The organism is uncultured Pseudomonas sp. (assembly GCF_943846705.1).
GTDB lineage: Bacteria > Pseudomonadota > Gammaproteobacteria > Pseudomonadales > Pseudomonadaceae > Aquipseudomonas.
This window is the reverse complement of sequence record NZ_OX044366.1, coordinates 1,778,111-1,796,934: the sequence shown is the minus strand read 5'-3', so window position 1 is coordinate 1,796,934 and position 18,824 is coordinate 1,778,111. Positions and strand designations below refer to the sequence as shown.

Below are 18,824 nucleotides of genomic sequence, written 5' to 3'. Positions count from 1 at the left end.
CGCTTAGCCGCCATGTGGGGCGACGCCTTAATAGCCTTTGATGGTGTAATCGATTTCGAAGGTGATACCGGTAACCCGCGACACGCCGGTCTCCAGGCGGCCATCATCGAACAGACGCAGCCAGCGATAACCGGGAGCGCTTTGATCGACCTGAAATTCCTCACTCCCCGGGGCGAACTGCACGCAGGTCGACGGCGACGCCAGCAGACGAGTCGCGCCGCGCTGCTGGTCAAACTCCTGATGGATGTGCCCCCACAACACTGCACGCACATTGTTGAAGCGCTGCAGCACGGCAAACAGGGCATCGGGATTGCGCAAACCAATGGGTTCCATCCATTTGCAGCCGATGGACACCGGATGGTGGTGCAAGCAGATCAGGTGATGGCGATCTGGCGCCTCGCTCAGCGCGCGCTCCAACTGCGCCAGCTGCTGATCATCGAGATAACCAGGCACCGCGCCAGGGATGGAGGAGTCGAGCAGGGTCACGCGCCAGTTACCCAGATCAATCACCGGGTCGAGCAAATCGCTGCCGACACAGGCGGCTTGCATGGCGGGAATTTCATCGTGGTTTCCGGGAAACCAGCGCGCCGGCGCGGGAATCGCCGCAGTCATTTCCCGGAAGCGCTGATAAGACTCGACACTGCCATCCTGCGAGACATCGCCACTGGCCAAGATCAGGTCGACCTGCGGCTGTTCTTGCAGCACGCACGCAATCACCCGCTGCAAGCTGTCCCGGGTATCCATACCCAATAGCTTGCCCGCCTGGTCGGCAAACAGATGACTGTCGGACAGCTGCACCAGCAGTACCGAGCGATCAACAGCAGTGGTGTTACTCAGTGCGCTCGGCAAGGCCTTCTCCTTGAGCGGAATGCATGAATTATGCTGGCAGCCCGGTCGAGGGTAAAGCCACGAACGGGGAATAGGTCACAGAACGCCAGCGGTAAATCCAGGGATTGCAACAGCTTATCGGACAATCGTGCACGCACTAGCGCACCGGCGCCAATTCATGGCCGCACGCCAGGCAATGACTTAACCACTCCCCGAGAAACAGGTTGAGCTGGGTCTTTTCATCCGGCTGGTGCATCGCGGCATTCGGATAGGGGTAACGACCATGGAAGCGCCGCGCGCTTTGCGCACCCACCACCTCAGCCATGCGCGCATCGTGATACACCCGCACTTCCAGCTGCGGCAGCGGTAACCAGTCCAGGTTGGGCTCTTGGCGCACGGAGAGGGTCGAGGTGTAGGGGCACGTCTCCAGCACAGCTAGCGTCAGCACGCCGAACTGCTGCTCGCCTTGGCTCAAAGCCACATGCCGCGCCTCACCGCCTTCACGCATCGCCGGCAACAGCTGCATCAGGCGCGCATAGTTGGCCTCGCAAGCGGCTTGCAGCTCGACCAGGTCGACCCGATAGCGCTCGCGCAGCAGATTCATGACCATAGCCCCCTGACTTCAACCAGGTTCAGTGCCAGCCACTGCAGGGCAATGATGCTCGCGGCGTTGTCGATACGCCCGTCCTTGACCGCATCCAGGGCATCTTCCAGCGGCCAGACATGCACGCGAATGTCCTCGCCTTCTTCCGCCAGGCCGTACACACCGCCAGCCCCCTCGCTGTCACAACGACCGACGAACAGATGCACGCGCTCATCCGAGCCGCCAGGTGACGGGTAGTACTGAGTGATCGGCCACAACGAGCTCAGCGCCAGGTTGGCCTCTTCCAGCGCCTCGCGGCGCGCCACTTCTTCCGGCACCTCGTCCTTGTCGATCAACCCTGCCACCAATTCCAGCAGCCAGGGATTGGTACTTTTATCCAGCGCGCCGATGCGAAACTGCTCGATCAACACCACGCAATCGCGCTGTGGGTCGTAGGGCAGTACACACACCGCTTCGTGGCGCACGAATAATTCACGACTCAACTCTGGGCCCATGTCCCCGGCAAACTGGCGATGGCGCAAACGCAGACGTTCGAGCTTATAGAAGCCACTGAAACAGGCTTCGCGCTCGATCACTTGAACATCATCTTGTGCATTCATCGCTGACTCCAAACCTGACTGACGCGACCAGCGACGGCGTTGCCAGCCTGCGTATTCAGCACAGCTTACACGCTGTTTCTAGGCGTCTGGCAAGCAGCCATTGCGCCTGCCAGGCAAACAGCGGTGCAGCCATGCCGCACTGCTGCCGCTGCAAATCGCGCCGCTCAGCTAATTGCAGCCAGGCGCTTGCGGCTCAGGCCACCCAGCAGCAACTGCAGCACCGCCGCCAACAGGAACGCTGGCAGGGTGGCACCGATTTCCGGCGCGTAATGGCTGAGCAGGTGATACATCACCGCGCCACAGCCCCACGCCAGCAAGGTATCGCCACGCCAGGCGCAGGCAGGCGCCAGTTCGGCACGCCGACGGCGCAGAATAAAGTGATCAACCAGCACCACGCCAAACAGCGGCGCAAATACCGAGCCGATCAACAACAGGAAGTTCTGGTACTCGGCCAGCGGCGCCAGCCCGGCAATCAGGGTGCACAGCACGCCAATCGCCAGGGCCAACTGCTCAACCCGCAGCGGCAGCACGATACCCGCAGACACCGCCGCAGAGTGGATATCGGCGAAGGCGTTTTCCGACTCATCGAGCAAAATCAGCAGCAGCGGAATGCCCAAGCCGGCACCAGCCAGCGCCAACAGCAGCGCGTTGGCCTCGGCACCCGTGGCAAAGGCCAGGGTGTAGGCCACGCCCAGGCTCATCAGCCAGACGTTGCCGAGGAAGAAGCCCAGCGCCGTACCACCAAACACCCGTACCGCACTCTTGCCGAAGCGCGAATAGTCGGCAATTAGCGGCAACCAAGACAACGGCATGGCAATCGCAATGTCAAAGCCCAGGGCAAACGGCATCGAACCATCCCCGGCACGCGCCCAGATGCTGGCCAGGTCGGCCTTGTCGAACAGGTTCCAGGTCAGCCACAGGCAGGCGCCGAGCAACAACCAAATGCCCCACTTGCGCAATATTTTGCGCACGAAGGTCAGCGGCCCGGTGACCGCCAGCAATGTCGCCAGCGCGCCAAAGAACAACGTCCACAGCAGCGGGTTACTCCAGCCAGTGCCAGCCCCGAATGCACGCTCAGCCAGCACACCGGCAGCATCACGCATCACGATGATCTCGAACGCGCCCCAGCCAACCAGCTGCAGCACATTGAGCAAGGCCGGCAACAAAGCCCCTTTACTGCCCAGACTGAGCTTCAAGGCGGCCATGCTCGAACGCCCGGTGTCACTGCCAATTACCGCCACCGCGCCGAGCAACAGCACGCCGACTGCCGTGCCGCAGGCAATCGCCAGCAACGCGCCACTCATGCCCAACCCCGGTGCCAGCAAGGCGCCGAGCTGTAAGACCATCAAACCGATCCCGAGGGAGAACCACAGGGAAAACATGTCCCGCGCACCCAGTACGCGCTGGTTACTGGCCACGCTCTGGTGCGGCGAGTAGGTGTTGGTCGTCATCACGATAAAAGCCACCTCAAAAAAATAAAAACCACCCAGGGCGCAAACCGTGGGTGGTGTTTCGATCAAACCAACTCAATCAAACCTTGTGGTACAGCTCACTGCCTTGCGCCTTGAACTCCTCGGCCTTGGCTTGCATACCCGCTTCAGCATCCAGGTCGAGCGCGGCAATGCGCTGCTCTTCGGCGTACACGCGCACTTCCTGGGTGATCTTCATCGAGCAGAATTTCGGCCCGCACATGGAGCAGAAGTGCGCGACCTTGGCCGAATCCTTGGGCAGGGTTTCGTCGTGGTAACTGCGCGCCGTGTCCGGATCGAGACCAAGGTTGAACTGGTCTTCCCAGCGGAATTCGAAGCGCGCCTTGCTCAGGGCGTTGTCGCGGATCTGCGCGCCCGGATGGCCCTTGGCCAAGTCGGCGGCATGGGCGGCGATCTTGTAGGTGATGATGCCGGTCTTCACGTCATCCTTGTTCGGCAGGCCCAGGTGTTCCTTGGGCGTGACGTAGCAGAGCATGGCGCAACCGAACCAGCCGATCATCGCCGCACCGATGCCGCTGGTGATGTGGTCATAGCCCGGGGCGATGTCGGTGGTCAGTGGGCCGAGGGTGTAGAACGGCGCCTCGTCACAGCACTCCAGCTGCTTGTCCATGTTCTCTTTGATCAGCTGCATCGGTACATGACCGGGGCCTTCGATCATGCACTGCACGTCGTGCTTCCAGGCGATTTTGGTCAGCTCGCCGAGGGTTTCCAGCTCGCCGAACTGCGCTTCATCGTTGGCGTCGGCAATCGAGCCCGGACGCAGGCCATCACCCAGCGAGAAGCTGACGTCGTAGGCCTTCATGATTTCGCAAATATCTTCGAAATGGGTGTAGAGGAAGTTCTCTTTGTGGTGCGCCAGGCACCACTTGGCCATGATCGAGCCGCCACGCGAGACGATGCCGGTGACGCGCTTGGCGGTCATCGGCACATAGCGCAGCAATACCCCGGCGTGGATGGTGAAGTAGTCCACGCCCTGCTCGGCCTGCTCGATCAGGGTGTCGCGGAACAGCTCCCAGGTCAGTTCTTCGGCGGCGCCGCCAACTTTTTCCAGGGCTTGGTAAATCGGCACGGTACCGATTGGCACCGGCGAGTTACGGATGATCCACTCGCGGGTTTCGTGAATGTGCTTGCCGGTGGACAGGTCCATCACCGTGTCCGAGCCCCAACGAATACCCCAGGTCAGCTTGGCCACTTCTTCTTCAATCGAAGAGCCCAGCGCCGAGTTGCCGATGTTGCCGTTGATCTTCACCAGGAAGTTACGGCCGATGATCATCGGCTCCAATTCGGTGTGGTTGATGTTGGCGGGGATGATCGCGCGACCGCGAGCGATCTCGTCACGGACGAATTCCGGAGTGATGATTTTCGGCACGCTGGCACCGAAGCTGTGACCGGCGTGTTGCTGCTCGAGCAGACCCGCTGCGCGGGCCACTTCCAGCTTCATGTTCTCGCGGATGGCGACGTATTCCATCTCGGCGGTGATGATGCCTTTGCGCGCGTAGTGCATCTGGCTGACGTTGGCCCCGGGCTTGGCGCGGCGCGGGTTATTCACGTGGGCGAAGCGCAGCTTGGTCAGCTCGGCATCCGCCAGGCGCTGCTGGCCGAAGTTCGAGCTGAGGCCGCTCAGACGCTCGGTGTCGCCGCGCGCCTCGATCCACGGCGAACGCACATCGGCCAGGCCTTTGCGCACGTCGATAATAACGTTGGGGTCGGTGTAAGGGCCGGAGGTGTCGTAGACCACCACAGGCGCGTTGACCTCGCCGCCAAAGTCAGTGGGGGTAACGTCCAGGCTGATTTCACGCATCGGCACGAGAATGTCCGGGCGCGAGCCCTGCACATAGACTTTTTGCGAGCGCGGGAAGGGTTGAATCGACTGCTGGTCGACCTGGGCTGACTCACTCAGCATTGGGTTCAGGTTTTTTTCTTGTGTGCTCATCGGCGGCTCTCCAGGGCTAGATGTCGGAGCGAACCTGGACGGATGAGCGGCGTGAGGCGCACCTGGAGTGGTGCCAGAGGCTCACCCAGAGGAAAGGCGAGCACATCTTGTTCCCTACGCAGGCTTTAACCTGATCAGGTTCAACGGGATCCGGCAGCTGCCAATCTCAGCCCCGCAATTGGGGCACCCCGACAAGAACGCGGCCAGTCTAATCAACCCCGGCGAATAAAACCAACCCACGAGTCAAAAACTATGACCCGCACGTCGCTTTGTGACGAAACAGCGCGAGCTATTTAATTGTTGCACTCAGGCAACATAGCTTGCTGCAAACTACACTGCAGCGGCCGTAACGGCCCTTGACCCCCTGGGCACGGCCCCTTAGCCTTGCCGATTACCGCCAAAAACCAGGATCACCTCATGTTGCGCAGACTTTCTCTGGCTCTCGCTGTGGCCGCCGCGTCCAACGCAATGGCCTGGGCTGACCAAGCCCCACTGTCCACCAAAACCGACCTGGTCACGGTGTACCAAGAAGCCGCCGCCAACAACGCTGATCTGGCCGCCGCCCGCGCTGACTATAAAGCGCGCAGCGAAGTGGTACCCCAGGCCCGCGCCGGCCTGCTGCCAAACCTCTCGGCCGGTGCCAACCTGAGCGACACCCGCACCCAGGTTGACTCGCCCGCCAACACCAGCTCGCGCAGCGGTATGGTCTACCAGGCCAACCTGAGCCAACCACTGTTCCGTGCGGACCGCTGGTTCCAGCTGCAAGCGGCACAAGCGATCGACGAGCAAGCGGCGTTGGAGCTGTCGGCCACCGAGCAGAACCTGATTCTGCAGAGCGCCGAAAGTTACTTTGCCGTGCTCCGCGCTCAGGACAACCTGGCATCGACCAAGGCCGAAGAGGCCGCGTTCAAGCGCCAGCTGGACCAGGCCAACGAGCGCTTCGATGTCGGCCTGTCGGATAAAACCGACGTGCTGGAAGCCCAGGCGGGCTTCGACACCGCCCGCGCCAACCGCATCATCGCTCAACAGCAGGTAGAGAATGCCTTCGAAACGCTGATCACCCTGACCAACCGTGACTTCGTCGCCTTGGAAGGTATCGAGCACAGCCTGCCGATCCTCGCGCCGACGCCGAACGACGCTAAAGCTTGGGTCGACACCGCTGCTGCGCAGAACCTCAACCTGCAAGCCAGCAACTACGCCGTTGAAGCCGCGGAAGAAACCCTACGCCAGCGTAAATCCGGCCACGCGCCGACTCTGGATGCGGTGGCCAGCTATCAGAAGGGCGACAACGACAGCCTGGGCTTCAGCAACAGCGCCGCCACCGTCAACCGCTTCAGCGGTGATGTCGAGCAACGCTCGATTGGCCTGCAATTGAATATCCCGCTGTACAGCGGCGGCCTGACCAGCTCGCAGGTACGCGAGTCCTATCAGCGCCTGAATCAGAGCGAGCAGCTGCGTGAAAGCCTGCGCCGCCAGGTGGTGCAGAACACCCGCAACCTGCACCGCGCGGTCAACACCGACGTGGAAACCGTGCAGGCGCGCAAGCAGTCGATCATCTCCAACCAAAGCGCCCTGGAAGCCACCGAAATCGGCTACCAGGTCGGCACGCGCAACATCGTTGACGTACTGGATGCCCAGCGCCAGCTGTACAGCTCGGTACGCAACTACAACAACGCGCGCTACGACTACATCCTCAACAACCTGCGCTTGAAGCAGGCGGCCGGCACCCTCAGCCCGGACGACCTAAGCGCGCTGGAGCAGTACCTGAAGTCCGATTACAACCCGGATAAAGACTTCCTGCCGCCGGACCTGGCCAAAGCCGCCGAAGCGCAGCTGCGCGGCAACTCAGACTACTGAGTTTGCTACACAAAAAGCCCGCGAGTTCAGCGGGCTTTTTGTGTATACGGCTTTTACCCCCAGACCATATCTGCAGATGACTAGCCCAACAACCGCCCAAGGCCTGCCAGCAGCCGCGCCAGCGCGCCTTGGTTGGCCTGCATCACGGCCAGCCCTGCAGTGCGCATGGCCTCTGCGGTTTCAGGCTCACGCCATAACTGCGCCACACGCTGCGCCAGCGCGTCAGCATCTGCCACTTCGCTCAGCGCCCCAGCGGCGCGCAACTGCGCGGCAATCTCGAGGAAGTTGAACAGGTGCGGGCCACTCAGCACCGGCATGCCTAGCGCCGCCGGCTCCAGCAGGTTATGTCCGCCATTAGCGACCAAACTGCCACCGACGAAGGCGCTATCGGCCAGCGCATAGAGAAACAGCAACTCGCCCATGGTGTCGCCGAGTAGCACCTGATCATCTGCCTGCACGGCGTCTGCCGTGGAGCGGCGACGGGTGCTAAAGCCTTGCCGTTGGCACAACTCAAAAACCGTATTGAAGCGCTCAGGATGGCGCGGCACTAGGATCAACAACGCATCTGGCTGGTGCTTGAGCAACTGGCGATGAGCGGCGAGAACGCTCTCATCCTCACCGGCATGGGTGCTGGCGGCGATCCACACCGGGCGCGACTCGGCTTGCCACTGCTCGCGCAACAGCGCGGCACGACTGAGCAAGGCGGGATCAATGGTCAGGTCAAACTTGATCGAGCCAGTGACCTCGACGCACTCGTCACGCGCGCCAAGGCTGCGAAAACGCTCGGCCTCAAGCGCCGTTTGCACGGCGATCAAATCCAGTTCGGCGAGCATCGGCGCAGTCAGTTTGGCAAAGCGTGCATAGCCGCGCGCCGAGCGCTCGGACAACCGCGCATTGGCCAGCGCCAGCGGGATACCGCGCAGGCCACACTGATGAATATGGTTGGGCCACAGCTCGGTTTCCATAATCACCGCCAGCTTGGGCTGCACACGGTCGAGAAAGCGCGCGGCCGCCCACGGCAGGTCATAGGGCAAATAGCAGTGCTGCACACGGCCGGCATACTCCGCGCCGCCGAACATGGCCTGAATGCGCTCCGAGCCGGTCGGCGTCATACAGGTGATGGTGATCGGCATATCCGGGTAGCGCGCCAGCAACTCACGCACCAGCGGCGCAGCGGCGATGCTCTCGCCCACCGACACCGCATGCAGCCAGATACCGCCGGGCTTGAGTGCGGGCAGGCCCACGGCAAAACGCTCGCCGATGCGCTTGGCATAGGCCGGCGCTTGCCAGGCGCGCCAAGCCAAACGCCCGGCGACCAGCGGCAGACCAAGATGAAACAACAGGGTGTAGAGGCTTCTATTCATGGCGCGCAGCTTATGCACTTTAGGAAAAGCCGTCGAGTCACGCTCAGCCAATCGCCTGCAGGTGCGTGGCAAAACACTCGGCCAGCCACAACGCCGCCGGCCCATGTGCTTCATCGCGACGGCAGACCAGCTCCACCACCAGTGGTGGCGGGGTCCAGTCGCTGCTCAGCTCAACCAACTGGCCCTGATAGGTCGGGTACTGCGCCACATGGCGCGGCAGCCAGGCCCAGCCCAGATTGCGCATCAACAGTTCCGCCATGGCGTAGAAACTGTCAGCCCGCCAAACCGATGGGCTGATTTGCTCACCGCCCGGGTAATGACTGTCCTGAGGGGCCATGAGCAATTGCCGGTGGCGCGCCAGTTCGCGCCGATCAGCATGACCCATACCCGCCAGGGCATGTCCGGCACCGCACACGGTAACCATCTCGATGGTGCCCAAGCGCTGGCGCTCCAAGGCGTCAGGCATGTGCTCGTGGTGGAATAACAGACCAAGATCGGCGCGATGCTCCAGCAACTTGCGTGCAACATCCCCCTGGGCACCGCTGGCCAGTTGCACTTCCAACAGCGGGAACTGCTGGGCCAGCGCCTCCAGGCTGTCGAGTACCGGCTGATAAGGCATCGCCTCATCCTGAGCCAGGCGCAAGCGCACTTCCTCGCCACGCGCCAGACCCAGCGCACGGCCATCCAGGCGCTGACACTGGCGCAGCACCTCGCGCGCCTCCTCCAGCAACGCCGCCCCGGCATCGGTCAGGCGCGGCTGGCGGCCGCTGCTGCGGGCGAATAGCAGCACACCAAGATCATCTTCCAATTGGGCGATCGCGCTGCTCACCGCCGACTGCGCACGCTGCATCTGCCGCCCAACAGCAGAGAACGACTGCCCTTCGGCCACACTGACAAACAAGCGGATTTGCTCAAGGTTCCACTGCATACCCATCTCCAAATCAGATAGGCAATCACTTTATCCCATCAGCCCAGCCACTAGAATGGTCGCAACCTACTTGGAGGCCTGCACATGAGCGGCTATCTCTACCTCGCTGTTGCCATCACCGCTGAAGTCATCGCCACCACCTCAATGAAGGCCCTGGATGGCTTCAGCAAGCCCCTCCCCTTACTGCTGGTGGTGGTTGGCTATGCCATCTCGTTCTGGATGCTCAGCTTGGTGGTGAAAACCATCCCGGTGGGCGTCGCCTATGCCGTCTGGGCCGGCCTGGGCATCGTCCTAGTGAGCATCGCTGCGGTGTTTCTCTACCAGCAGAAGCTGGATCTTCCGGCCATGCTCGGCATGGGCCTGATCGTCGCCGGCGTGGTGGTGATTCAGCTGTTCTCTCACAGCGTCGGGCATTGACCCAGACGCGAGCGGGTTATACTGCGCGCCTGTTTTCCCGGTGAGACGCATGCATGTCCCAGGCATTAAGCACTGATGTTTTGATCGTTGGCGGCGGTGTGGCCGGCCTCTGGCTGAATGCGCGCCTACGCCGCCAGGGCTTTGCCACCGTGCTGGTGGAGAGCGCCAGCCTGGGCGGCGGGCAAAGCGTGAAATCCCAGGGCATCATCCACGGCGGCGCCAAATACGCGCTGCATGGCGCGCTAACCGGCGCTTCCGAAGCGATCGCCGACATGCCACGGCGCTGGCGTGAGGCCCTGACCGGCAACGGTGAGCTGGACCTCTCTGGCGTGCGCCTGCTCTCTGACGCCCACTACCTGTGGTCGCCCGGTAGCCTGGCCGGCAATATCACCAGCTTTTTCGCCAGCAAGGCCGTGCGCGGTCGCGTCGATCAGGTCAAAGGCGAGCAACTGCCGCCGGCCCTGCAGCACCCAACATTCAAGGGCAAGGTCTACCGCCTGGCCGAACTGGTGCTGGATGTGCCGAGCCTGATGAGTCGGCTGAGCGAATTAGCCGGTGATGGTTTGCTGGCTGGCGAACGCATCCTGCCGCTGCGAGAGAATGACGTACTGGTCGGCCTGATCATCGATGGCCGCGAAGTACGCGCACAGCGCATTATCCTCAGCGCCGGGGCCGGCAACGCCGACCTCCTCACTGCGCTTGGCCTCAGCCAGCCGGCGCAACAACTGCGGCCGCTGCATATGGTGCTGGTTAAAGGGCCAACCCTGAAACCGCTGTATGCCCACTGCCTGGGCGGCGGACCGAAGCCGCGCGTGACCATTACCACCCACCCGGCCGCCGATGGCCAGTGGGTCTGGTACCTGGGGGGCGACCTGGCCGAAGCCGATGGCGTGGCCCGCGATGAGGCCAGCCAGATCAAGGCAGCACAGAAAGAGCTGAGTGACTTATTGCCTTGGGTGGATCTATCCGCCGCGCAGTGGGCCAGCCTACGCGTGGATCGCGCCGAGCCGGCACAATCCGGGCTGGTTCGCCCGGACAATGCCTTCCTACACGAGCAAAACCATCTGCTGGTCGGTTGGCCGACTAAACTGGCCTTGGCGCCGGACTTCGCCGACCGCGTGCTGGCTACACTTAACCGGGACGGCATTCAGCCGGCGCAGCATGCACCGCTGCCTGCCCTGCCACGGCCAGCCATCGCGCCACCTGCCTGGGAGGAACTGTTCTGATGCATCCACTGCACAGCCTGCACAACCTGCATCGCCCACTGGGCGCCACCGAGCTGCTGGTTTCGCCACTGGGCCTGGGCACGGTCAAGTTGGGCCGCGACCAGGGCGTGAAATACCCCAACGGCTTCACCATTCCTGATGATGCCGCCGCCCGTGAACTGCTGGCGCAAGCCCATGACCTGGGCATCAACCTGATCGACACCGCACCGGCCTACGGCACCAGCGAAACTCGCCTCGGCCCGTTGCTGCGTGGCCAGCGGCAGCAGTGGGTGATTGTCAGCAAAGTCGGCGAAGAGTTCGACAATGGCCAGTCGCACTTCGACTTCAGCCCGGCGCACACCCGTTTCTCCGTGGAGCGCAGCCTCAAACGCCTGGAAACCGACTTTATCGACCTGGTGCTGGTGCACTCCGACGGCAACGACGTGGCGATACTGCGCGACAGCGGGGTGTACCAAACCCTCGCCGAGCTCAAGCGCGAAGGCAAGATTCGCGGTTTCGGCCTCTCCGGCAAAACCGTCGAGGGCGGCCTGCTCGCCCTCGAACACGGCGACTGCGCGATGATTACCTACAACCTCAAGGAACAAGCCGAGCAAGCCGTGCTGGATTACGCCGAACTGCACGGCAAAGGCATCCTGATCAAAAAAGCCTTGGCCAGCGGCCATGCCTGCCTAGCAGGTGAAGACCCGGTACGCGCCAGCTTCGAGCTGATTTTCAATCACACGGCGGCTACCAGCGCCATCATCGGCACGATCAACCCGCAACACCTGGCGCACAACGTCGCCACTGCGGCCGCGGTAATTCAGGATATTGCCTGACAGCCCTCGGCCGAATATCTGTGCCAAGCTTTCAGACCGCCCCTCGCCGCGAGCAGCTGCCATGCCACGCACCCTGATCCGCAAAGACCCCGGCACCTTCAAAACCCTGCAGTTATTAGTCGACGCCAGCCCGGAAGGCCTGAGCTACCAGGGCCAGGGCATGCCGCTGAACTTTGCGCAGATGCTGGCCAAGCGCAAGCCGATAGACATCGCCGATAGCCAGCGCTTTAGCGTGGCACTGGCCAACCTCGGGGTTTCGGTGCGCCTGACCCTCAATTTGCAGGGCCGCGAGTATTGGGTACTGGTGCGTCAGCGCCGTGCCGATCGTGGCGATGTGGTGCTCAAGCTGATCTCCGGCTACGTACCGGCGCATGAGCTCAACCTGCCGCTGCTGACCGCCCTGCAGGAGGTGGCCGAAGAATGCCTGCTGGAAACCCCGGAAGGCTGGCTGAGCGGGCGCTTTGGCGACACCTGGCTGCCAACGCCCTACCAACGCAGCCTGCGCTACCGGGAAAGCGCCCACTTCAACCTCAGCGCGCTGTCTGGCGCGGCGCGGCCAGTACAATGTGGCAACCTCAAGCTACTTGAGCGCCCGCGCGCCTACGTGCACCTGCCGACTGCTTCACTGCAGCTGGTCTATGACCTACGTTTGGACCTGCCCAAAGAGACTCGAGAGCTCAGCCTGCTGCATGTCGACGAGCATCTGGAAGATGGTCAACTGATCGCCTGCCTCAACCGCGCCCGCCCCGACCTGTTTCTGATCCCGCTGGAGCAGGGCCGGCCGAGCGCAGAGCTGCTGACCCTGAAGCAAGGCCAACTGTCGCCCACAGGTACCCGTGGCTTGTGGCTGGCGGAAAGCTTTGCCGCGCAGGACGGCTGGCTGGTGCGCGATGAACGCATCCGCTGGCAAGACTGGCTGAGCCAACAAAGCGCGCCGCCACAAAAAGCCCCGCCTAAGCGGGGCTTGAGAGACCTCAGCAACTGCCGGCTGACGGATTAACCAGCCCGCTGCCATAGCGCTTTAACGGCTGCGGATTTTCTCGACTATTGCGGTGGTCGAGCTGTTCTCCACCAACCCCAGCACCCGCACTTCACCGCCATAGGCGCGGACAATATCGCCACCGACCACGCCTTCGATGCCGTAATCGCCGCCCTTGACCAGCACATCCGGTTTTACCGCTCGCAGCAGATTTTCCGGGGTGTCTTCACTGAAGCTCACCACCCAGTCCACTGCGCCAAGCCCGGCAAGCACGGCCATGCGCCGATCCACCGAATTGATCGGCCGACCTGGGCCCTTCAAGCGGCTAACCGAGGCGTCATCATTGACCGCCAGCACCAGTCGATCGCCTTGGGCGCGCGCCTGCTCCAGGTAGGTCACGTGGCCGGCATGCAGAATATCGAAACAGCCATTGGTGAAGACAATTTTTTCGCCATGGGCGCGGGCGTCTTCGATGGCCAACAGCAGTTGATCAAGGCTCAGCACGCCGCGCTCGGAACCGGCTTCACGCTGGATCGCGCGGCGCAACTCGGGCGCACTGATCGCGGCGGTGCCCAGCTTACCCACCACAATACCGGCGGCAAGATTGGCCAGCGCCACCGCATGCGGCAACTCCTCGCCCGCAGCCAGACTAGCGGCCAGGGTGGAAATCACCGTATCACCAGCGCCGGTGACGTCGAATACTTCACGGGCACGCGCCGGCAAATGCAGCGCCGGATGCTGTGGGCGCAGCAGGGTCATGCCGTGCTCGCCACGGGTGACCAACAGCGCGCCCAGCTCCAGCTCGGCCATCAGTGCCGCGCCTTTGGCGACCAATTCGGCTTCATCACTGCAAGCGCCGACGATGGCCTCGAACTCGCTGAGGTTCGGGGTAATCAGGCTGGCGCCGCGATAGATGGAGAAATCCTTGCCCTTGGGGTCGGCCAGCACGGCAATGCCTTTGCTGCGCGCCAGCTGCACCAGGGTCTGATGGTTCTGCAGCGCGCCTTTGCCATAATCGGAAAGGATCAACACCTTGATGCCGTCCAGCTGCGCCTCAACACTGGCGGCGAGCGCGGCGCTATCGGTACGGAACAGCTCTTCAAAATCCATGCGCAGCAACTGCTGATGACGGCTCATCACCCGCAACTTGACGATGGTCGGCTGATCCTTGATGCACTGAAACAGGGTCTTCACCCCCACCGCCTGCAGGCTGTTACTCAGGCTATCCGCGGCCTCATCCTGCCCCGTCACACCGATCAAGACTGCCGGCGCACCGAGCGCGGCGATGTTCAACGCCACGTTGGCGGCGCCGCCCGGACGATCTTCGATCTGCTCGACCTTAACCACCGGCACTGGCGCTTCCGGAGATATCCGTGAAGTGCCGCCATGCCAATAACGATCGAGCATGACATCGCCCACCACCAGAACGGCGGCCTGGTCGAAACGTGGCATGGACAATTTCATAAACACTCCAGAAGCGGCTAATGCGAATCGCGGCAGATCATAACATTTGCAGGCCAATACTCCGGCTAGCCGCCGAGCGTACGCACCCAGAATAATTCATGGCGGCGCACCGCCTTGCGGAAGAACTCATCCTCGCCGGTTGCCGGCCAACGACGCCCCACCAGCAGACGCTGGAGCAGCCGGCGGATGCGCCGCTTGAGCGGCAATGCGCCTTGTAAATCGTGCTGCATGGCCAAGGCCATGGCTTTATCCAGTTGCTGCGCAGCATCCAGAGCCGAGCTCCACACGCCATCTGCCGGCAGCGCCTCAATCGCGGGCGGCAAGGCAATGCCGAAGCCTGCTGGGCCCATGGGCCAGCGGTCATTATCGTGCAGATGGTTGGCGTACAGCAGCAGGGTTTTCGGCTTCCAGCTGCTCAGTTCAATCGCCTCCAGCAGCGCCTCGGTGCTGGCCACATGATCGCTGTGCGGGTCGAGCTGCGGGTGTGGCGTGACCACCACCTCAGGCTGGAAGTACTGCAGGCTCGCAGCTAAATCAGCGACGAGGTTGCGCCAGCTGGGCACCCCATCGGCATCGCCTGGCAGCTGGATTGAGTTGGCACCACGCACGCTACGGATATCGTCCTCGCCCGACTCACGCGAACCCACGCCCAGCTCGGGCTGCGCCTGCATCGCCGGCAACTGCAGGCAGTAATAGCCCAGCTGCACACATTGGCTCTGTGGCACGCCGCCCCAAAGCGGAACTGCCAGGCTATCCCAGCTGCGCAAGCGGCCTTTGAGCCGGGCAGCCGCGGCCTGCTCCAGGCCCAGCGTCTGGTAGGGTTCGGCCTCAATTTCACCCTGGGTCAGGGTCACAATGCTGACATCGCGCGCCCGGCTGTACAGACCAAAGGCCGCCAACTCCGCATCATCGGCGTGCGGCGCAATAACCATTAAGCGCTGCTCGGCGTAATCCGGGTTGCTCAGGGCATACAGGGTCACGGCCGGTTCAATGCGGCAGAAGCGGCCGCGAATCTGCAGCGCGCCGCGCGCCAATAATTCGTGCTGACCAGAGAGGTTCAGATATCGACGACCGTTTACGCCCCGCTCAAAGTCCTGCCGATCAGCACCAATCAGCACATAGGGGTCCAGCCAGCGCCCTAGCCAATTGGCCTTGAGCCGTACCTGCAAAAACAGGGTATCGGCCGCACCACTATCACCGTCCAGCAGCAGGCACCCGGCTTCGATGCGCCCGGTAAACGAGGGCGCTACGCCGGAGAAGTTGTAGTTGTAGTCATCGCTGGGGGCGTAAAACAGGTGATCGGCAAACCAGGCCTCATGCACCACCCAGCCTACCAGCAGGAGCAATGGCAGCCACCACCACGCGACAAACACCCCCGCCAGCAGCAACACCAGCGCAGCCAGGAGCAAAGCAATACGTTTTTGCCGACGGTGCTGCCTGAGCAGAGCCTGTTTGCGTCCCGACATAATCAAACCTGATAGACCGGCACGCGGTTGCACCAGCGGTCTTTGTATTCGCGATCAGCCCGGCCGAAGGAGTAACGCAGCGGCTTACCAATAGCTCGTGCCTCAGCCCAGGCTGTTTGGGTATTGATAAAACTGAGCACGCTGCCTGGACTGAACTCGCGGTTTTGCGGATCAACGCCACCGTTGATGTACTCCAGGCTGACCCACTGCGGGGCCTCGACGCGGTAAAGCACCTGGATCGCCACCGGCTGATCGTTCAGATAAATCAGCGAGCCGGTCATAAAATCGCGCATTAGGCTAAACACCTCAGCCAGGTGCGCCTTGCCGGTCGCTTCAAACCCCCAGCGGCGCTGAAACAGATCGGCATAGGCCAACGCCTGCTCGCTGGCAGACAGCTCCAACATCGGCCGAATAACCCCTCCAGCTTCCTCCAGCAGACGCTGCTCGCGGCGCTGGTTGTAGCGGAATTTTTTGCTGTACTCCTCCGGCTCACGGGCCAGCGCCAGACCTTCCGGCTGCTCACGACGGCCAAGCACCTGCTCGGCATTCAGGGCCGACAGGTAGCGCGCCTGATGCCGCACGGGTACGCGCGCCTCAGCGGCGAGCGGCAGGATGACTTCGGCATTGCCCAAATCAAACAAGCCGCGCTTACCCTGCTGTTTCAGCACATCCTTGGACAACGCCAAGTATCGGCCCCAAGTCGGTATGGCAGCCTGCAACTCACCGCCGGAAAACCAGCCGAGGTAGCGCACCTGAATATCCGCCAGACCTGCCAGGCGCTCGACTACCTGCGGATGAGTCGCCACACTGCCGCCAAACCGCTGCCAGGCCTCGGCGTAAGTAACGGCATCAATCGGAGCCCAACCACGCTCACGCCAGGCACGTAAATAACTGAGCATCAGGCGTCGCGCTCAAACGTCACAGCGTCATCGCCTTCAACAAAGTCTTTTTCATGCAGGCGTGCGTAATAACCATTACGCGCCAGCAATTCGGCATGCGTGCCGCGCTCGACGATACGCCCCTGGTCCATCACCAAAATCAGGTCGGCCTTCTCGATAGTGGACAGGCGATGGGCGATAACCAACGTGGTACGCCCCTTCATCACCTCATCCAACGCGCCTTGAATATGCCGCTCAGACTCGGTGTCGAGCGCCGAGGTGGCCTCGTCGAGAATCAATAGCGGAGCGTTTTTCAACAACGCCCGAGCAATGGCCAGGCGCTGGCGCTGACCGCCGGACAACAGCACACCATTTTCACCCACCAGGGTGTCGTAGCCTTGCGGCATCTTCTCGATAAACTCGGCGGCATAAGCCGCCTCCGCCGCCTGACGCACCTCATCCAGCGGCGCACCCTGCAGGTCGCCGTAGGCGATGTTATTGGCCACAGTATCGTTGAACAGGGTGACATGTTGGGTCACTAGAGCGATATGACGACGAAGGTTAAGCAGCTTGTACTCTTCGACATCCAGACCATCGAGCAAAATCTGTCCCTGGTCATGGTGGTAAAAGCGCGGAATCAGGTTGGCCAAGGTCGATTTACCGCTGCCCGAGCGGCCCACAAGAGCAACCATCTGCCCAGGCTCGGCAACAAAACTGATGTCATCCAGAACCGGCTTGTCACTGCTGGCGTATTGAAAGCTCAGGTTATTGACTTCCAAGCGCCCGCTAACCCGCTCACGCGCCTGAGTGCCGCGATCCACCTCGGGGGTTTCATCCAGCTGTTCGAAAATACTCTCCGCGCCAGCCACGCCCTTTTGAATGGTTGAGCTCACCTCAGACAGCTGACGAATCGGCTTCGGCAGCAGGCCCGCCAGGGTGATGTAGGCGACCAGGTCACCTGCCGAAGCATCACCACGCATAAACAGCACCAAGAACATCAGAACCGCCATGGCGCTATAAATCACCAGTTGCAACATCGGCGTATAAACCGCCGATGTCTTGGTCATGCGCAGCTGTTTTTCCGTGTTACTGCTACTGGCTTCCAGAAAGCGCCCTTGCTCGTAGGTTTCGCCACCAAAACTGCGCACCACTCGATAACCTTGAATGGTTTCCGAAGCCACGTGGGTGACATCACCCATCGCCACTTGAATTTTCTTGCTCTGCTTGCGGAATTTCTTGCTCGCGCTACTCACCATTAAACCGATCACCGGAAGAATGGCGACCATCACCAAGGTCAACATCCAGTTCATCCACAACAAGGTGGCGAACAGGAAAATCACCGTCATGCCTTCACGGATGACCACTTTGATCGCATCAGTTGCCGCCCCGGTAACCATGGTCACGTTAAAGGTAATGCGCGAAATCACATGCCCGGAGTTGTGGCTATCAAAATAACGATTAGGCAGCGTCAATAAATTATTGAACAGCGCCACGCGCAGGTCATGCACCAGCCCCAGCGACACCTTGGCCAGGAAGTAATTACCCAGGAAAGAACCCACCCCCTGCCAAAACGCGATCAATACAATCAGCAGCGGCACTGCCTGCACCAATTGCAGATCCTGCAGGTATGGCACGTCAGGAAACAAGCTCGCGGCCGGATTGGAAAGGCCATCGACAAAATACTTGAGGATGTAACCGAGCATTGGCTGGGTCGAGGCAAAGATTAAAAACCCCAGAATACTCAGCGCAAAAAAACCTAGGTAAGGACGGATATAAGAGAGCAAGCGCAGATAGATTTTCAGGCTCGATGAAGCGTCCTGGCTTGCAGCTTTTCCACTCATAAACCCGCCCATAATCGGTAAAAGCGGGATATTAACATAGCCCACCCGGGCTGCGATTAGGCCCTCTTGGAACAACTTAGCGACTAAAGCCTCCAAGCTGCCTGGAAGAAAGCTGGGAGAGCCAAGGAAAGGCCT

Annotated in this window: 16 protein-coding genes and 1 riboswitch; of the genes, 5 read left to right on the top strand and 11 right to left on the bottom strand. The window is 61.6% G+C overall.

The features are described 5' to 3' along the window. Positions 1–27: 27 nt before the first annotated feature. The 5 genes from cpdA to thiC form a co-directional block, all read right to left on the bottom strand. Entirely contained in the window at positions 28–849 is an 822-nt protein-coding gene (gene cpdA, locus Q0V31_RS08415; protein ID WP_298186789.1) for a 3',5'-cyclic-AMP phosphodiesterase, read from the bottom strand. Between the two features lie 136 nt (positions 850–985). Beyond that, positions 986–1,438 carry a DUF1249 domain-containing protein gene (locus Q0V31_RS08410; protein WP_298186787.1) on the bottom strand — a complete coding sequence of 151 codons (453 nt, stop codon included), beginning with the start codon at positions 1,436–1,438 and terminating at the stop codon, positions 986–988. Next, complete coding sequence (locus Q0V31_RS08405; protein WP_298186785.1) at positions 1,429–2,031, bottom strand: NUDIX domain-containing protein; 603 nt, start codon at positions 2,029–2,031, stop codon at positions 1,429–1,431. The genes Q0V31_RS08410 and Q0V31_RS08405 overlap by 10 nt, the downstream gene beginning before the upstream one ends. Before the next feature lie 164 nt (positions 2,032–2,195). Continuing rightward, complete coding sequence (gene cytX / locus Q0V31_RS08400; RefSeq protein ID WP_298190980.1) at positions 2,196–3,488, bottom strand: putative hydroxymethylpyrimidine transporter CytX; 1,293 nt, start codon at positions 3,486–3,488, stop codon at positions 2,196–2,198. Positions 3,489–3,561: 73 nt separating this feature from the next. Next, the gene (gene thiC, locus Q0V31_RS08395; protein WP_298186782.1) at positions 3,562–5,454 is read right to left on the bottom strand and encodes a phosphomethylpyrimidine synthase ThiC; all 1,893 of its coding nucleotides are present in this window, start codon (positions 5,452–5,454) and stop codon (positions 3,562–3,564) included. Positions 5,455–5,548: 94 nt separating this feature from the next. Further along, positions 5,549–5,655: riboswitch (TPP riboswitch) on the bottom strand. Positions 5,656–5,871: 216 nt separating this feature from the next. Between thiC and Q0V31_RS08390 the strand changes: the two genes are divergently transcribed. Next, positions 5,872–7,311 carry a TolC family outer membrane protein gene (locus Q0V31_RS08390; RefSeq protein ID WP_298186779.1) on the top strand — a complete coding sequence of 480 codons (1,440 nt, stop codon included), beginning with the start codon at positions 5,872–5,874 and terminating at the stop codon, positions 7,309–7,311. 80 nt (positions 7,312–7,391) lie between these two features. On the opposite strand, the gene waaA is transcribed toward Q0V31_RS08390, so the two are convergent. Together waaA and Q0V31_RS08380 are read right to left on the bottom strand one after the other, a co-directional pair. Further along, entirely contained in the window at positions 7,392–8,675 is a 1,284-nt protein-coding gene (gene waaA / locus Q0V31_RS08385; protein WP_298186777.1) for a lipid IV(A) 3-deoxy-D-manno-octulosonic acid transferase, read from the bottom strand. Between the two features lie 43 nt (positions 8,676–8,718). Beyond that, positions 8,719–9,603 carry a LysR family transcriptional regulator gene (locus Q0V31_RS08380; protein ID WP_298186774.1) on the bottom strand — a complete coding sequence of 295 codons (885 nt, stop codon included), beginning with the start codon at positions 9,601–9,603 and terminating at the stop codon, positions 8,719–8,721. Positions 9,604–9,687: 84 nt separating this feature from the next. Here Q0V31_RS08380 and Q0V31_RS08375 point away from each other — a divergent pair, with 84 nt between their 5' ends. From Q0V31_RS08375 to Q0V31_RS08360, 4 genes are all read left to right on the top strand, one after another. Beyond that, positions 9,688–10,020, top strand: coding sequence for a multidrug efflux SMR transporter (locus Q0V31_RS08375; RefSeq protein WP_298186772.1), 333 nt, complete (start codon positions 9,688–9,690; stop codon positions 10,018–10,020). A gap of 53 nt (positions 10,021–10,073) precedes the next feature. Then, positions 10,074–11,246 carry an FAD-dependent oxidoreductase gene (locus Q0V31_RS08370; RefSeq protein WP_298186769.1) on the top strand — a complete coding sequence of 391 codons (1,173 nt, stop codon included), beginning with the start codon at positions 10,074–10,076 and terminating at the stop codon, positions 11,244–11,246. Further along, positions 11,246–12,061, top strand: coding sequence for an aldo/keto reductase (locus Q0V31_RS08365; protein WP_298186766.1), 816 nt, complete (start codon positions 11,246–11,248; stop codon positions 12,059–12,061). Before Q0V31_RS08370 ends, Q0V31_RS08365 begins: the two co-directional genes overlap by 1 nt. Before the next feature lie 61 nt (positions 12,062–12,122). Beyond that, on the top strand, positions 12,123–13,061 hold the full coding sequence (locus Q0V31_RS08360; RefSeq protein ID WP_298186763.1) for a metal ABC transporter ATPase: 939 nt from the start codon (positions 12,123–12,125) through the stop codon (positions 13,059–13,061). Between the two features lie 21 nt (positions 13,062–13,082). On the opposite strand, the gene hldE is transcribed toward Q0V31_RS08360, so the two are convergent. The 4 genes from hldE to msbA form a co-directional block, all read right to left on the bottom strand. Next, a complete protein-coding gene (hldE, locus tag Q0V31_RS08355) occupies positions 13,083–14,504 on the bottom strand; it encodes a bifunctional D-glycero-beta-D-manno-heptose-7-phosphate kinase/D-glycero-beta-D-manno-heptose 1-phosphate adenylyltransferase HldE (RefSeq protein ID WP_298186761.1) in 1,422 nt (473 codons plus the stop codon). 65 nt (positions 14,505–14,569) lie between these two features. Further along, positions 14,570–15,970: a PIG-L family deacetylase gene (locus Q0V31_RS08350; RefSeq protein WP_298186756.1), complete on the bottom strand. Its 1,401-nt coding sequence runs from the start codon at positions 15,968–15,970 to the stop codon at positions 14,570–14,572. A gap of 2 nt (positions 15,971–15,972) precedes the next feature. After that, complete coding sequence (locus Q0V31_RS08345; protein WP_298186754.1) at positions 15,973–16,869, bottom strand: GNAT family N-acetyltransferase; 897 nt, start codon at positions 16,867–16,869, stop codon at positions 15,973–15,975. After that, positions 16,869–18,689 carry a lipid A export permease/ATP-binding protein MsbA gene (msbA, locus tag Q0V31_RS08340; protein ID WP_298186752.1) on the bottom strand — a complete coding sequence of 607 codons (1,821 nt, stop codon included), beginning with the start codon at positions 18,687–18,689 and terminating at the stop codon, positions 16,869–16,871. The genes Q0V31_RS08345 and msbA overlap by 1 nt, the downstream gene beginning before the upstream one ends. Positions 18,690–18,824: the final 135 nt, after the last annotated feature.

Excerpts from the sequence above, each read along its gene's own strand:
- Q0V31_RS08380 (WP_298186774.1), bottom strand. The coding sequence starts at position 9,603 with ATGCAGTGGAACCTTGAGCAAATCCGCTTGTTTGTCAGTGTGGCCGAA.
- hldE (WP_298186761.1), bottom strand. The coding sequence starts at position 14,504 with ATGAAATTGTCCATGCCACGTTTCGACCAGGCCGCCGTTCTGGTGGTG.
- Q0V31_RS08390 (WP_298186779.1), top strand. The coding sequence starts at position 5,872 with ATGTTGCGCAGACTTTCTCTGGCTCTCGCTGTGGCCGCCGCGTCCAAC.
- Q0V31_RS08375 (WP_298186772.1), top strand. The coding sequence starts at position 9,688 with ATGAGCGGCTATCTCTACCTCGCTGTTGCCATCACCGCTGAAGTCATC.
- Q0V31_RS08405 (WP_298186785.1), bottom strand. The coding sequence starts at position 2,031 with ATGAATGCACAAGATGATGTTCAAGTGATCGAGCGCGAAGCCTGTTTC.
- msbA (WP_298186752.1), bottom strand. The coding sequence starts at position 18,689 with ATGAGTGGAAAAGCTGCAAGCCAGGACGCTTCATCGAGCCTGAAAATC.
- thiC (WP_298186782.1), bottom strand. The coding sequence starts at position 5,454 with ATGAGCACACAAGAAAAAAACCTGAACCCAATGCTGAGTGAGTCAGCC.
- Q0V31_RS08350 (WP_298186756.1), bottom strand. The coding sequence starts at position 15,970 with ATGTCGGGACGCAAACAGGCTCTGCTCAGGCAGCACCGTCGGCAAAAA.
- Q0V31_RS08410 (WP_298186787.1), bottom strand. The coding sequence starts at position 1,438 with ATGGTCATGAATCTGCTGCGCGAGCGCTATCGGGTCGACCTGGTCGAG.
- Q0V31_RS08345 (WP_298186754.1), bottom strand. The coding sequence starts at position 16,869 with ATGCTCAGTTATTTACGTGCCTGGCGTGAGCGTGGTTGGGCTCCGATT.
- Q0V31_RS08365 (WP_298186766.1), top strand. The coding sequence starts at position 11,246 with ATGCATCCACTGCACAGCCTGCACAACCTGCATCGCCCACTGGGCGCC.
- waaA (WP_298186777.1), bottom strand. The coding sequence starts at position 8,675 with ATGAATAGAAGCCTCTACACCCTGTTGTTTCATCTTGGTCTGCCGCTG.
- Q0V31_RS08370 (WP_298186769.1), top strand. The coding sequence starts at position 10,074 with ATGTCCCAGGCATTAAGCACTGATGTTTTGATCGTTGGCGGCGGTGTG.
- Q0V31_RS08360 (WP_298186763.1), top strand. The coding sequence starts at position 12,123 with ATGCCACGCACCCTGATCCGCAAAGACCCCGGCACCTTCAAAACCCTG.